13 protein-coding genes are annotated in these 13,795 nt (G+C 34.8%); 6 read left to right on the top strand and 7 right to left on the bottom strand.

The window, feature by feature from the left end; genetic code table 11:
- Window positions 1–9: 9 nt before the first annotated feature.
- The 3 genes from IGQ45_07110 to IGQ45_07100 form a co-directional block, all read right to left on the bottom strand.
- Window positions 10–132, bottom strand: a complete 123-nt coding sequence (locus IGQ45_07110) for an AbrB/MazE/SpoVT family DNA-binding domain-containing protein (GenBank protein MBF2056981.1) — start codon at window positions 130–132, stop codon at window positions 10–12.
- An 89-nt stretch (window positions 133–221) separates the two neighbouring features.
- Window positions 222–686, bottom strand: coding sequence for a hypothetical protein (locus IGQ45_07105; GenBank protein MBF2056980.1), 465 nt, complete (start codon window positions 684–686; stop codon window positions 222–224).
- Window positions 687–693: 7 nt separating this feature from the next.
- The gene (locus IGQ45_07100; GenBank protein MBF2056979.1) at window positions 694–1,074 is read right to left on the bottom strand and encodes an STAS domain-containing protein; all 381 of its coding nucleotides are present in this window, start codon (window positions 1,072–1,074) and stop codon (window positions 694–696) included.
- Between the two features lie 60 nt (window positions 1,075–1,134).
- Here IGQ45_07100 and IGQ45_07095 point away from each other — a divergent pair, with 60 nt between their 5' ends.
- Window positions 1,135–1,416 (top strand): hypothetical protein, encoded by a 282-nt coding sequence (locus IGQ45_07095; protein ID MBF2056978.1) that lies wholly within the window; start codon window positions 1,135–1,137, stop codon window positions 1,414–1,416.
- Window positions 1,417–1,592: 176 nt separating this feature from the next.
- On the opposite strand, the gene acsF is transcribed toward IGQ45_07095, so the two are convergent.
- On the bottom strand, window positions 1,593–2,669 hold the full coding sequence (gene acsF, locus IGQ45_07090; protein MBF2056977.1) for a magnesium-protoporphyrin IX monomethyl ester (oxidative) cyclase: 1,077 nt from the start codon (window positions 2,667–2,669) through the stop codon (window positions 1,593–1,595).
- Between the two features lie 947 nt (window positions 2,670–3,616).
- On the opposite strand from acsF, the gene IGQ45_07085 reads away from it, so the two are divergent.
- From IGQ45_07085 to IGQ45_07075, 3 genes are all read left to right on the top strand, one after another.
- Window positions 3,617–5,623 carry a VacB/RNase II family 3'-5' exoribonuclease gene (locus IGQ45_07085; GenBank protein ID MBF2056976.1) on the top strand — a complete coding sequence of 669 codons (2,007 nt, stop codon included), beginning with the start codon at window positions 3,617–3,619 and terminating at the stop codon, window positions 5,621–5,623.
- A 328-nt stretch (window positions 5,624–5,951) separates the two neighbouring features.
- Window positions 5,952–7,088 (top strand): urea ABC transporter permease subunit UrtC, encoded by a 1,137-nt coding sequence (urtC, locus tag IGQ45_07080; protein ID MBF2056975.1) that lies wholly within the window; start codon window positions 5,952–5,954, stop codon window positions 7,086–7,088.
- A 10-nt stretch (window positions 7,089–7,098) separates the two neighbouring features.
- Window positions 7,099–7,359, top strand: coding sequence for a hypothetical protein (locus IGQ45_07075; GenBank protein ID MBF2056974.1), 261 nt, complete (start codon window positions 7,099–7,101; stop codon window positions 7,357–7,359).
- Window positions 7,360–7,413: 54 nt separating this feature from the next.
- Here IGQ45_07075 and IGQ45_07070 read toward each other — a convergent pair whose 3' ends face one another.
- From IGQ45_07070 to IGQ45_07060, 3 genes are all read right to left on the bottom strand, one after another.
- Complete coding sequence (locus IGQ45_07070; GenBank protein MBF2056973.1) at window positions 7,414–7,725, bottom strand: hypothetical protein; 312 nt, start codon at window positions 7,723–7,725, stop codon at window positions 7,414–7,416.
- Window positions 7,726–8,169: 444 nt separating this feature from the next.
- Window positions 8,170–9,093 (bottom strand): copper resistance protein B, encoded by a 924-nt coding sequence (locus IGQ45_07065; protein MBF2056972.1) that lies wholly within the window; start codon window positions 9,091–9,093, stop codon window positions 8,170–8,172.
- A gap of 176 nt (window positions 9,094–9,269) precedes the next feature.
- Window positions 9,270–11,129: a copper resistance system multicopper oxidase gene (locus tag IGQ45_07060; GenBank protein ID MBF2056971.1), complete on the bottom strand. Its 1,860-nt coding sequence runs from the start codon at window positions 11,127–11,129 to the stop codon at window positions 9,270–9,272.
- 271 nt (window positions 11,130–11,400) lie between these two features.
- Between IGQ45_07060 and IGQ45_07055 the strand changes: the two genes are divergently transcribed.
- Window positions 11,401–12,093, top strand: a complete 693-nt coding sequence (locus IGQ45_07055) for a response regulator transcription factor (GenBank protein MBF2056970.1) — start codon at window positions 11,401–11,403, stop codon at window positions 12,091–12,093.
- Between the two features lie 298 nt (window positions 12,094–12,391).
- Entirely contained in the window at window positions 12,392–13,744 is a 1,353-nt protein-coding gene (locus IGQ45_07050; GenBank protein MBF2056969.1) for a HAMP domain-containing histidine kinase, read from the top strand.
- Window positions 13,745–13,795: the final 51 nt, after the last annotated feature.

Below are 13,795 nucleotides of genomic sequence, written 5' to 3'. Positions count from 1 at the left end.
ACAGTTGTTTCAACCTATCAGAAAATTGCATATCATCCCGCAATGATGCAACGCCTCTAATTTTAACTGAGCTATAATTGATTTGGGAATTCTTACTGCTAAACTATTTCCCCATTTACTAATAACTGACATGATAATCACTTCCCATTAGAACATATCAACTTTCATTCATTGAATATCAAATGTAGATACTTTGATTAATCATCATAAAAAACGAAATATTATTTTAAATCTAGTTGCTGAAGGATATGAGTGAGGCGCGCGCCGTCGGTAATATAGAGATAACCGAGTAAAGTTTCTAATCCTGTGGCTTGTTGATACACTGTCAATGACAAACGGCGAGGAGATTTATTGACAGAATTACGCCCACGCCTTACCCAGTCTTTTTCTTCTGGGGTTAATTGAATCATAATTTGATTCAGGTAGCGCGCTTGAGTTTCTGCTCTCACTTGTTCCACTACCCGGCGATGGTGATCTGCTATCTTTAAACAAGGTAAAAGATAATGAGTGCGAATGTGCAACTCATAAACAGCATCACCAATGTAGGCTAAGGTATTGGGGGAAATTTGTCGCAATGAAGAAGGAGAAATTGATTTCGCAGGTAATAAATTATGCTCTTTCTTGACTTCATCAGATGCGGAGAATAAGTCATTTTCCTGCCCTTTTTCATCACTTGGCATTGTCATAATCAGATTAGGCTAAATCCTCTAATGCTTCATCTAGGGAAGGGCGCAGATTAAGGAATTTTTCCAGTCGCACCATTTTGACGGTTTGGGTAACTCTAGGGTTAGTAACAATTTGTAATTTGCCCTTCACTGCTTCCATCGCCTTAACAATACGCACCAGCGCCCCTAACCCTGAGCTATCAATAAAGTCAATTTGAGATAAATCGAGGATAATATTTTTAATACCCTCTTTGACATAGCTGAGGATTACTTTCTGAAAAGTCGGCTCAGAAAATGCGTCTAGCTGCCCTACTAGGTGAAAAATTTGACAATTTTTTCTGACTTCACGAGTGCCTCTTAAGCTGACCGTCAGATTGAGTTGTTCTGAAATAACTACCTCCCTACTTATTGTAGCTAATCATATTGATACTATAATATAACTCAAATTGGTTTAAGTTCCCACCTCTTTATGAAGTTATTTTATTTTTCTGTCTTTTTTACCCTAATTTTTCCTTTTCCCAGTCACGGATTACCTCCAGAGTCAGACACTCCAGAAGAAGTTTTAAGCACTGAAATAATCGTTGAAGGGCGCTCTTACCTTGATAATTCGCCCCTGTCTGCCTCTGAATACGCCGAATTAGAAGCAGAAAAAGTCTCACCCCGTTTCGCAACACAATTAGCTGACGAGGTAAGACACAATATTTTTTTACTTCAATTACTGAAAATGTTTAAAACCCTCACTCCGCTTTAGGGAAGGAAAGGGGAAGCAGAGGAGGCACGGGAGAAAGGGAAGCAGGGGAAGCAGGGGAAGCAGGGGAAGCAGGGGAGGCAGGGGAGGATTATAATTCATAATTCATAATTCATAATTCATAAACCCTTTGCCCTTTGCCCTTTAAAAACCTTTGCCCTTTCAACTTTGCCCTTTAATTAACGCACACAACCCTGTAAATTTTCGGTTTCAATGGGTTTAATGAAATAGAGAGTTAAAAACTTACCAGCGTTAGCAAGATATAACGGTAATTTACGTAAGAGTTTGAGGGGCGCTGGGGCATTAGTCGCATCAATGGCGCGCAACTTCTCACAATTACTCACACAGGCTTCTAAGCTACCGTAGAATTTAGGATCATCCAAATCTAACATGATAGGGAAGACGCGCGCTGCAGTTTCATTGGTTTTCTCAATTACCTTTTTATCATAATCCCTTGCATCTAAACCAATAGAAGCGTAAAAATCAGAGCGCTGAATATCATTAAGATACATCGTCGCAAATACAGATAACAAAAAGAAACGACACCATAAGCGCGCCCTCCAGTCATTAAGAAACTCAGGTTTACCTTTGAGAATTGCATCAAAAAAGTCACCGTGACGATTTTCGTCTTGACACCAATTTTCAAAAAACTTGAAGATAGGATAAATGCGATTTTCAGGGTTTTGCTGTAAGTGACGGTAAATAGTGATATAACGCCAATAACCAATTTTTTCGGATAAATAAGTGGCGTAGAAAATAAACTTAGGTTTAAAGAAAGTATAACTACGACTTTTAGTTAAAAAGCCTAAATCAAGAGATAAATTAAAATCAGTTAAGGCTTTGTTGAGGAAACCAGCATGGCGCGCCTCATCCCGTGACATGAGATTAAAACCTTCTGCTAAAAGAGGATTGGTAGTTTTTAATCTTCTTCCTAATTCCTTGTATAACAAAAAGCCCGAAAATTCAGCAGTGCAAGAGCGCTCTAAAAATTCTACAAATAAACGACGAGTTTCCCCATCAATATGATCCCAAGACTGATCAAAATCAGCATTGCGGACAAAATGATGACGGTTGTAATCTTCTTTAAACTCAGCGATGACGGCTCTTAATTCATCTTCGTTAACACTGAGGTCCATTTTTGCCATCTCGTCAAAATCCGTGGTGTAAAAACGAGGGGTTAAAATGGTTTCTTTTGCTGGGGTTTTAATACCCGGACGTAATTCTTCAAATTCTGGTTTGTTAACTGTTGTTACCATAGTTATGTGATTTTAGACAGTATTTTTAAGTTTATAATGGCTATTTTATGCTTTCCTCAGTTTAACAGAGTCTGCACTACTTCTTTTTGTTAAGTTTATTAATACTTGTTACATTTACATTAAGTTTTGTAAACTTACTTGACTTTTTACTGTTTTTAAAATTAATACAACTATTTCAATTCAAAACCTCATCGAAATAAGGTTTGCTGAATAATATTAAGTTCGGATAATTAGTTACAAATAGATTCTCTCTTCGCACTTTACCCACCGTGTAATGAATTACACGGAACCAATAGCCCGATAGTTCAATAAATTGAACTAAGATTATTTTTAATCGATTTATAGGTGATCAAACGAACATGGATACTACACGAAGATAGTAAAACCTCATAACTGTCAATTATCCATTGTCAATTGTCAATTTGCCTTCACTACTCCACTTTTTCAGCAAAATCTAAATAGGCTTCTACTACTTTTTTAGAGTGAAACCTAAATTTTACAGACTTGAACCTCCCCGACCTAAAGGAACGGGGATTCCCATATAGACTCTTATCTAGGCTTGGCTTTGTAGCCTCACCCCCGACAGAACGCCATTACTGGGCTGTTTAATTACGGTAGTCCCTACCGCACTTGTTTATTTTTTAGTCAGCCCACATTACTGGTTACTGCTAAAATTAGTCTAACACAATAATGCCGTAAACGGCAGGGTTTTAGACCCACTATTTTTTGATAATTTTAAAATCAAGTGACAATTAATAATTCACTTTAATACATTCACTTTACCAAAAAAGTTGTATAAAAAAATGAAAATATTAAGTTAAGCATTGTTAAAATTATGCGAATACCAAAAAATATTTAAAAATAGCTAAAAGAAACAACCTAGCTTTACAGTTACCCAAAATCAGATTAAACTTGATCTATTGCTCATCAAAAAGAGAAGGATCAGGGTGGAAAAAGGTACGCTAGTAGAGTTTAAAGTTAACGGCAATCGCCGCTTGGCGGTGATAGACAAGCCGGAAGGAAAAAAAGATTGGATTGCCATTGATCAAAATGGTACAAATCATAAAGTTAAGCCCCAAAAGATAGATTATTTGGTTAAGGGTGAATCTTTTAAGCCGTCTGACATCGAAAAATTTAACCAAGAGGCTTTAAAATATGTTGACCCTGCTCATTTAGAAATTGCTTGGGAATTATTGAGCGAAGATTCTAGCACCGTCACTCCCCAAGAGTTAGCTGGTTTAATTTTCAGTGAGGAAACTCCTTTACTTTGTTATGCTTGTCATCTTCTGCTGTCGGAAGATAAAATTTATTTTAAGAAAAAAGCGGATATTTATGAACCTCGCCCAGCGACACAGGTAGAGGAGATTAAACACCAGTTGGCAATGGAGGCACAAAGGGCAAGGGAAAAAGAAGAATTTTTTGGTCGTCTTCAGCAATGTTTAAAAGGTGAGGATGTGTTATGGGGCGAAAATGATCTAAATCAGTTAGAATTTCTCAAAAAATGGGTATTGCAACCCGAAGCGCCCTCCAAACAAGCCCAAGATTTGTTAGAAAGTGTCGGGCGCAGCAAAACTGTTGAAGAAGCATGGCAATTATTGGTTGATCTTAAACTGTGGAGTGAGCATGAAAATATTTTCTTATTACGTAGTTCTTATCCTAATAACTTTCCCCTACCGGTGGTACAAATGGCACAATCAATTATAGCTAGAATTGCGCAAGGTCAAGAAATTTTCGATCCCCAACCTCGTTTGGATTTAACGGCACAAAAAGTTTATACCATTGATGATGAAAGTACGAGGGAAATCGATGATGGTTTGAGCGTAGAAACTTTGCCTGATGGCACTTTGCGGTATTGGATTCACATTGCCGATCCCACTCGCTTGATTTCTCCCCATGATGCTTTAGACTTAGAAGCGCGCAAACGTAGCACCAGTTTATACTTACCTACGGGGATGATTCCCATGTTTCCCCCTGTATTAGCCACAGGACCCATGAGTTTGATTCAAGGTCAAATTTGCCCTGCCTTGAGTTTTGGGGTGATTCTTGATGATGCTGGAGCAGTGGTAGATTATCAAATTCATGCTACCTTAATCAAGGTTACTTATCGTTTGAGTTATACCGATGTTGATGAAATGTTGCATCTGGATATACAAGCAGAACCAGAGATTAAGCAGTTGGCGGAGGGCGCTCGCCGCCGTACACAATGGCGTAAGGATAACGGTTCAGTAACCATATCCATGCCCGAAGCCATAATCAAGGTCAAAAATGAAGATGATGTTAGTATAGAATTACTAGATGATTCTTATTCTCGTTCTTTGGTGGCAGAAATGATGATTTTGACAGGGGAAGTTGCCGGGCGCTTTTGCCAAGAAAATGAAATTCCTGTGCCATTTCGTGGGCAACCGCAACCAGATTTGCCACCTAATGAAGAGTTGATTTTACTACCGGCTGGTCCCGTGCGCTCTTCCGCCTTGCGCCGCTGTATGCCCAAAAGTGAAACGGGTTTATCCCCCGCGCGCCATGCCAGTTTAGGATTACCAGCCTACACTCAAGTTACTTCCCCTATTCGCCGTTACACTGATTTACTAGCCCATTTTCAAATTAAGGCACACTTGCGGGGGGATACCTTACCATTCGCAAGGGATGAAATGCAGACGATTTTATTCAATGTTACTTCGACATCCTATGAAGCGGTATTAGTAGAACGGCAAACTAATCGTTATTGGAGTTTACAGTATCTTCAGAAACATAGCGATGAAGTTTGGGAAGTTTTAATGTTGCGTTGGTTACGAGAAGATGAGTTTTTAGCTTTAATTTTACTAGAAGATATTGGTTTAGAATTTCCTTATCGAGCCGATCGACCACTAAAATTAGGGGAAAACTTCAAATTACAAGTAGCTTATTGTGATCCTCACCGGGATGAAATTCGTTTTAAAGAAATTGCAGTTAATTAGGATTGATCGAAGGGAAAAGTTAAAAGGGCAAAGGGCAAAGGTTTTTAAAGGGAAAAGTTAAAAGAACAAAGGGCAAAGGTTTAAAGGCTTATAAATTAAAGACTTTAGGCAAATAATCACTTTTTATCGAAGAATAAAAGGTTTAAAACCTTGTCTTTTAATACGTAAGCAAATTTAATCATAGTTCAAGCTATCTTTAAATTTACCTTTGCCCCTTGCCCTTTGCCCTTTGCCCTTTTCATTGTGTATTTTTGTTCACTATAAACTTTTAAAAAGGTTTTTTTTAAGCTAAACTTGCCACCGTAAACGGTTTGATTTTATCTAGTTCATGGTACGGCTAACTCCACCAATCAAAGAAAAAATGAATAAACGCAGTTTTTGGCTCAAGTTGGGTATCACTGCTGTAATCATCCTCATTTTCGCCGTTGTATTTCCCTTTGTTTTGTCTCCCTTTCGTTTGAGGTTAATGGGCAGATTTTTGGCTTTGGCTATTACAGCGTTAGGCATTGATTTAATTTGGGGTTATACAGGCTTATTAAGTTTAGGTCATGGTATCTTTTTCAGTCTTGGCGGTTATGCTTTTGCCATGTATCTCAATTTGCAATTACCAGAAGGTCAATTACCCTCTTTTTTCACTCTCTACGGTGTTAAAGAATTACCTTGGGCATGGCAACCTTTCAACAGTTTTCCTTTTACTTTAGTAGCTTTAGTGGTAATTCCCGGTATTGTGGCAGGATTGTTGGGATATTTAGTTTTTCGTAATCGTATTAAGGGCGTTTATTTTTCAATTTTGACTCAGGCAGCTTTAATCGTCTTTTTTAACTTTTTCAATGGACAACAGCAGTTAATCAATGGTACAAACGGTTTAAAGACTGATACAGAGAAGATTTTTGGGGTGTTAGTCGGCTCTACATCCGCTCAAATCGCTTTTTATGAAATTACCATTGTCATGCTGATTTTGGTTTATTTTCTCTGTCGTTGGTTGACTCAAGGCAGATTCGGGCGCTTACTGGTGGCTATTCGTGATGATGAAATGAGGGTGCGTTTTTCAGGTTACAATCCCACTGGTTTTAAGGTGTTGGTTTTTGCACTATCAGGGGCGCTGGCTGGGTTGTCAGGGGCGCTTTATACTGTACAAACGGGCATTATTACCCCTACCAGCATGGATGTAGCTTTTTCTATCGAAATGGTGATTTGGGTGGCTGTAGGTGGTAGAGGTACCCTTATTGGTGCGATTTTGGGTACTGTTTTGGTACGTTATGGGGAAAGTCTTTTGAGTGAGAGTTTTCCTGAGATTTGGTTATTTTTTCAAGGGGCGCTATTTTTAATTGTGGTAACTGTTTTACCTAGTGGTATTGTGGGTTGGTGGCAGGAATGGGCTTGGTTAAAAATTCGCTCTCTGTTAGGTTTACAACCAGCATTAGTTACTTATCCTGCTTTGGAAGTTGATGGAGAAAATGAATAATTGACAATTATTGCCACCGAAAGGCATATATCCCCGTCATTTTGGTTTAATTTTTACGGCGGAGGGCGCTTGGTTTGAGTTAGTCGGGCGCTGTGAAACCCATCAAATCGAATTTTATCAACCGCCACGATTGAGATTTGCTGGGGAAATTACCGAACATCACACGGTTTTTATACAAGACCCAGCTTATAATATTCTTGAGTTTAAATATTATCTTCATTATGAAGCGATTTTTGGTGCTACCGATAATGTTGATATTGGTGATCGGTAAATAACTTAAATAATGAAGACTTAACCATGATGGGCAGTTTAAAAACTAATATATTTAATCATTTTGTGAAGATGTTTTTTTCTTTCTCGATTTAAAATTATTTTGCCACCATAAACTAATCCCAGAAATTGCCAAAAAAAATAAACCTAAGGCATTCAAAAAAGGATAAAATTTAGATAAATCTAAAATACCAAAATCGCCTCGATGCCATGATAATAACCATGAAAATTCATCAAATTTATCTACTGTTACCGCCAACTCAAAAAAGACTCCTGTAAAAAGAGTTATTAATATTGGTATCACGGTGAAGGGCGCTAGAAACCGATGTAAACGACGTAATTGTTTTTGATTAGTAAATAAAGCCATAGTTTTTGAACTCCTAGGATAGTTTATCAAATTTAAATATACAAAAATAATTTTTCATGGTCATTTCATAATTATATAGCAATTTTTACCCTTGTGAGGTACGCTAAAATCCTTTAATTAGGAAAACTTTAATTTTATTTTTGTACCTCGTAACTATGAAAAACGCTATAATAGCTACTATTGTTTAAGTAAAAGATTACTAAATTATGAACAAACTATTAATTTCCCTGTTATTTTTAACAGGACTTACGTTTAGTTTCACTATCAAAACTTCGCCAGTATTAAGTCATGAAGGACATTCTCATTGTCGAGAAAAAGATAAATCTAAATGTAACATGAATCATCAATCAACTAAAGATAATAAAAAAGAAAATCACGAAGGACATAATCAAAGCTAAAATTAAAAAGTAGGGTGGGGAATGCCCACCTTTCACTATATATAATTTAAAATATTAACCGTATCCCAGTCAGAAATTTTAAATCATTACTACTTTCACCTTCATCCTGAGCAAATTTAGCCGTATTGCCAAATAATTTATTCCAATTAACACCAGTATAAGGTGCAAATTCTCGGTTAATTTCGTAACGTAATCGTAACCCTAATTCTAAATTATTAAAACCGCTACCGATGCCAAATTCTTTTACTTCCTGTATCGCTAAATTTGTCTCTATTTTCGGTTGCAAAATCAACCTTTGAGAAAGCAATAATTCCTTTTCAGCTTTAAGTCTTACCGAAATATCCCCTTGATGACTAATAAATAAAGCAGTATTAACTTCCACAAAATAAGGTGCTAATCCTTCCACCCCAATAACCGCAAAACCTCGCCCATTTCCCTTTTCTCCGTATAATTGATCATATCTCAAACCAGCTTGAAAATCAAAATAGGGAGAAACTTGTTTACTGTATAAAAATTGTAACTCTGCCTCACCACTGCCATCATCTAAACTTACATCACCCTCACTTTTAAAAACAAATTTTCGATAATCCCCACCCACCCAACTATTAATACCCCAATTAAAAATATTTTGACTATCATTAACCTGATATTCTAACTGATCAAAAAAAATTTTATAAAAAATTTGATTATCATCGATAGGCTCACCAAAATCATTATTTTGGTTATGATTATGTTGAGAAAAAGTAACATCCTTTTCTTGAATTAAATATTGTTTATCTTCAAAATTTTGAAAAAATAGTTCTTTTTCTTCTGAATTATTTTTCTGTTTAAATGTATTAATATTAATCGTTTGTTTTAGGATGGTTTTATTAATTTCTTCTGCTTTAGATTGCTGAGAAAATAAGATAAAAATAAACAAAGATATTAGGCTTGATCGAAGTAACAATTTACTATATTTAAAGGATAACATTGCTATAATTGTTTTTTAAAATAAGGTTCGTAGTTACCTCTTTAGAGGTAAAATTAGGAAATATTGGTGGGCATTGCCCACCCTACTAAAAGACTTTTGAGGTTAAAAATCATATCTTTAAAAGTTTTTCACGCAAAGAAGAAGACGCAAAAGTTTTTTAAAAACTCAATTATTTTCTAGGAAATAACATTGATAGTGCGGAACATTCCCACATCCATGTGATACATTAAATGGCAATGAAATGCCCATTTTCCTTTGGCATCAACATCAATTTCTGTAGATAATTTTTCGGCTGGTTTGACAATAATTGTATGTTTTCGAGGTTGATAATCACCATTTCCATTCACTAATTCCATCCACATTCCGTGTAAATGTATAGGATGTTCCATCATGGTATCATTGACAAATGTTAGTCTTAGTCTTTCTCCATAATAAAAGTCAATTTCTTTTTCTTCTGAATATTTTTTACCATTAAATGACCACATATAACGCTCCATATTTCCTGTTAAATATAGAGTTATTTCTCTATCTGGCTTTCTTCTATTTTTTAATGGTTTTAAACTTTTTAAATCGGTATAAACTAACACTCGATGTTTAGCATTTTCTAAGCCAACTCCAGCTTCATTTAAACGATTTTTTACCATCATTGGCGTTGCAGCATTACCCATGCCGTTGTTGTTTTCTCCCCTCGGTTGCCATGAAAAATCTAGGGTTTCTTTTTCACTCATATCATGGTTGCTATGATCCATGTTGGACATATCATGATTACTATGATCCATATTGGACATATCATGGCTACTATGATCCATAGTTGGCATATTAGACATATCATGATTTTGATGTTGATTATGATTATCTTGATCTAAGGCTTGATGATTGCTATGATCAGATGAACTATGACTACTGTGGTCTTGACTTGATGAAGATGATTGATTATCATGACCACTATGAGCATTATGATCCATTCCCATATCATCCATTGTACGCAACGGGCGCTGTCTACGAGCAGGAATTTCAGCAGATAATCCTTGTTTTATCCCTAGTGTACCTCTAACATAGCCACTACGATCCAGAGTCTCTGCAAATATAGTATAAGCCTCTTGAGTGTCAGGCTCAACAATCACATCATAAGTTTCTGCTACCCCAATCCTCAATTCATCTACTTTCACCGGTTGCAGATTTTGTCCATCTGCTTGTATAACTGTCATGGGTAGATTAGGTATTCTCACATCAAACAACGTCATTGCCGAAGCGTTGATGATTCTTAGCCTAACTTTCTCATCTTTATTAAATATACCAGTCCAATTATCATTACTGGTTTTACCATTCATCAAATAAGTATAAGTAGCGCCCGTCACATCCGCCATATCACTCGACTCCATACGCATTTTCTGCCATGGCAAATCTTCTTTCAAATTAGCAACAGTGCGCCTTTGGTAATTATAATAAGTAGGCATTTTCTTCAAATTGGCGAGAATAGCGTGAGGATTCTCAAAACTCCAATCTGAGAGCATTATGACATAATCTTGAGTATAATTATAAGGCTCAGATTCAACAGGGTCAATAATAATAGCACCATACATCCCCATTGGTTCTTGCATATTGCTATGACTATGATACCAATAAGTGCCACTCTGATTCACAGGAAATTTATAAGTGAAAGTTTCTCCCGGTTTTATCCCCCGAAAACTTACTCCCGGCACTCCGTCCATATTTGCTGGTAAAATCAAACCATGCCAATGAATCGAAGTATCCTCATTTAATTGATTCGTAACATTTATCGTCACGTTTTGCCCCTCTTTTAGCCTAATGGTAGGGGAGGGTAAGCTACTATTTAGCAGTTTACCCATGGCAGAACTACCATCGATGTTAATTTTTGTTTCGGCAATAGCCAAATCAATAACTTCTCCCTCTAAATAGCCATTGGCACTAATGTTTTTCGCTGATACTGGTAAAATTTGATGCAGAATAACACTACCAGCAATGCCTCCCGTAAGTTGCAGAAAATTCCTTCTACTAAAATTAAGATTCTCTATCACGACTAATTGGCGGTGTAATTGGATATAAAATGATTACAATTTACATATTGCATGATGAATATGAAATAAGGGTGAAATAAAATTTTAAATAAGATAACTGATGTTACGCAGTCAAAGGAGATATTAATAGTTTCAGAGGTTAAATGTGAACGAAAAATTAGTATTTCAAGGTTTATTGTGCGTAACGTCAGTAAGATAAATTTCATTCTCATTTCATGATCTGTGGTTATCATTAATTAAATAGATACCTATTTATCATTCAAAAAAGATGCGTATTTTATTGGTAGAAGATGAGTCAGATTTAGGTTTAGCTATTAAAAAAATCTTGACTCAACATAACTACGTTGTTGATTGGGTTTCAGATGGCAAAGAGGCTTGTAATTATTTAGATGATAGTTTTATTCACTATGATTTAGCTATTATTGATTGGTTATTACCTAGTTTATCTGGCATTGAAATTATTAAACTTTTAAGAATTAAAAATAATCCTTTACCTGTGTTAATGTTAACAGCAAAAGATTCCATGACGGATAAAGTAACAGGCTTAGATGCTGGAGCAGATGATTATTTAATTAAACCTTTTGATATGATAGAATTGTTAGCTAGAATTAGAGCTTTATTAAGACGATCACCTCTTTTTCAGCCATCACAATTACAATTAAATAATCTGACCTTAGACTCTCAAGAGAGTACTTTAAAAATTAAAGAAACCACAGGAAACTTAATAATTATTACATTAACAAATAAAGAATTTAATTTGCTAGAATTTTTTATGAAACATCCCCAGCAAATTATTACCAGAGACCAATTACTATATCAATTATGGGAAGTAGGCGTAGATACTATTAGTAACGTTGTCGCCGCACAAATTCGCCTCCTCAGAAAAAAATTAGCACAATATGGTTATGATGATTTAATCGAAACTGTTTACGGTTTAGGTTATCGTTTAGTCATTAAATAATTTTCATCCTAGTTTCATAATTTATTGTTAGGATCGAGCTATTAACAAATATAAAAGGAAATAAAGTTGTGGAGAATTTAAACAAAATATCTTTAATTATTTTATCGGTTAGTGTTGTAGGATTAAATTTCGGACTACAAACTAATTCTGCATTAAGTCAACCTAAAATTAAATAGTTTGGTTTGACAAGTAATATTAAGTTCAGAAAATTACTTACAATGAAAATTTTAAAACAGGTTGTAAGACGTTGATATTATTAATTTGTAAGTGTTCAAGCGGACTTGACAGAACATATTTTATGAAAAATAATCTTCTTTTTCACAAAACAAAAGTATCTTTAATTCGTTGGTATGTTTCTATTTTTTCTGGGGTAATAACTCTTGGGGCTTTTTTAGTTTATGAAGCTATCGCCCACGCTCATTATGTTACTATAAATCAGGAGTTAAAAACTGTTACCAGCGCCCTCCACAATAGTTTTAAACCTTTGTTAAATGAACCGAATCAATTAGAAGATAAAATTAAAAATATTATCACCGATTTATGTTTAGTTGATAATAAGTGTTTGAGAGATTATCGAAAAAACCAACTTATCACGCCACAAAAATACTTCTTTCACTTCTTTGGCTTATCAGAAAATTTAATCGCCATATCTGGAATAGAAACTGATATTATACCTTTGAATAAATATCAGCAAGAATTAATTACTTTCAAAGATAAAAAAGGCATTCGTTATCGTCAAATAACGATACTTTTACATACTACCAATAACCAAGAATGGGGTTATTTACAAATCGGTAGAAGTTTAGAAGATTTTGATAATTATGTAGCTAATATTAGAATTTTATTATTATTAGGCTTACCAGTTTTAATTATTATTGTTATTTTTGCTAGTTACTATTTAGCAGATAAAGCGATGCAACCTCTTTCTTTAGCTTATGAACAAAAATCTCAATTTAGTTCAGATGTTGCCCATGAATTAAGAACTCCTTTAGCTTCAATAAAAGTAACCTTAGATAGTGTTTTATTAACAGATAATTTAACAATTAAAGATAGTCAAGAAACTTTGGAAATCATTTATAGACAAAATCAAAGATTAATTAATATTGTCAATGATTTATTAATGTTAAATAAATTAGATAATCGCCAATCTTCTCTTGATATAATTACAGAAAAATATAAAAAATATATTAATTTAATAGATATTATTAACGATTTAGTGGAAGAATGCGGTTACTTAGCTGTGGAAAATAAAATTAATCTATCTGCTCAAATCTTAACCAATAAAAAAGAATCTTTTATTAGAGGTAATGAAGAAGAAATTTATCGATTAATAACCAATTTAATTATTAACGCTATTCAAAATACTCCAGTTAATGGAGAAGTTACTATTTATTTAGACAGCGATAAAAAAGACTTAATTATTAAAATAAAAGATACAGGAATTGGTATTTCAAAAGAAGAGCAAAAATTAATTTTCAACCGTTTTTATCGAGTTGATAAGGCTAGAAATAGAAACAACGGGAGCTGTGGCTTGGGTTTAGCGATGGTAGATGCTATTGTAATTAATCATGCTGGAAAAATCATGGTAGAAAGTGAAGAAAATAGAGGTAGTGTTTTTACTGTTTATCTACCGAAAATAATTTCATCTTAATTTCATATTTTTTTGAGATAATAAAAAAAAAGACAATAAAAAGAGAAACCG

The organism is Cyanobacterium sp. T60_A2020_053 (genome assembly GCA_015272165.1).
In the GTDB taxonomy this organism is placed as follows: Bacteria; Cyanobacteriota; Cyanobacteriia; order Cyanobacteriales; family Cyanobacteriaceae; genus Cyanobacterium.
Note: the sequence above shows the minus strand (reverse complement) of the source record. Positions and strands in the feature narration are given on the sequence as shown.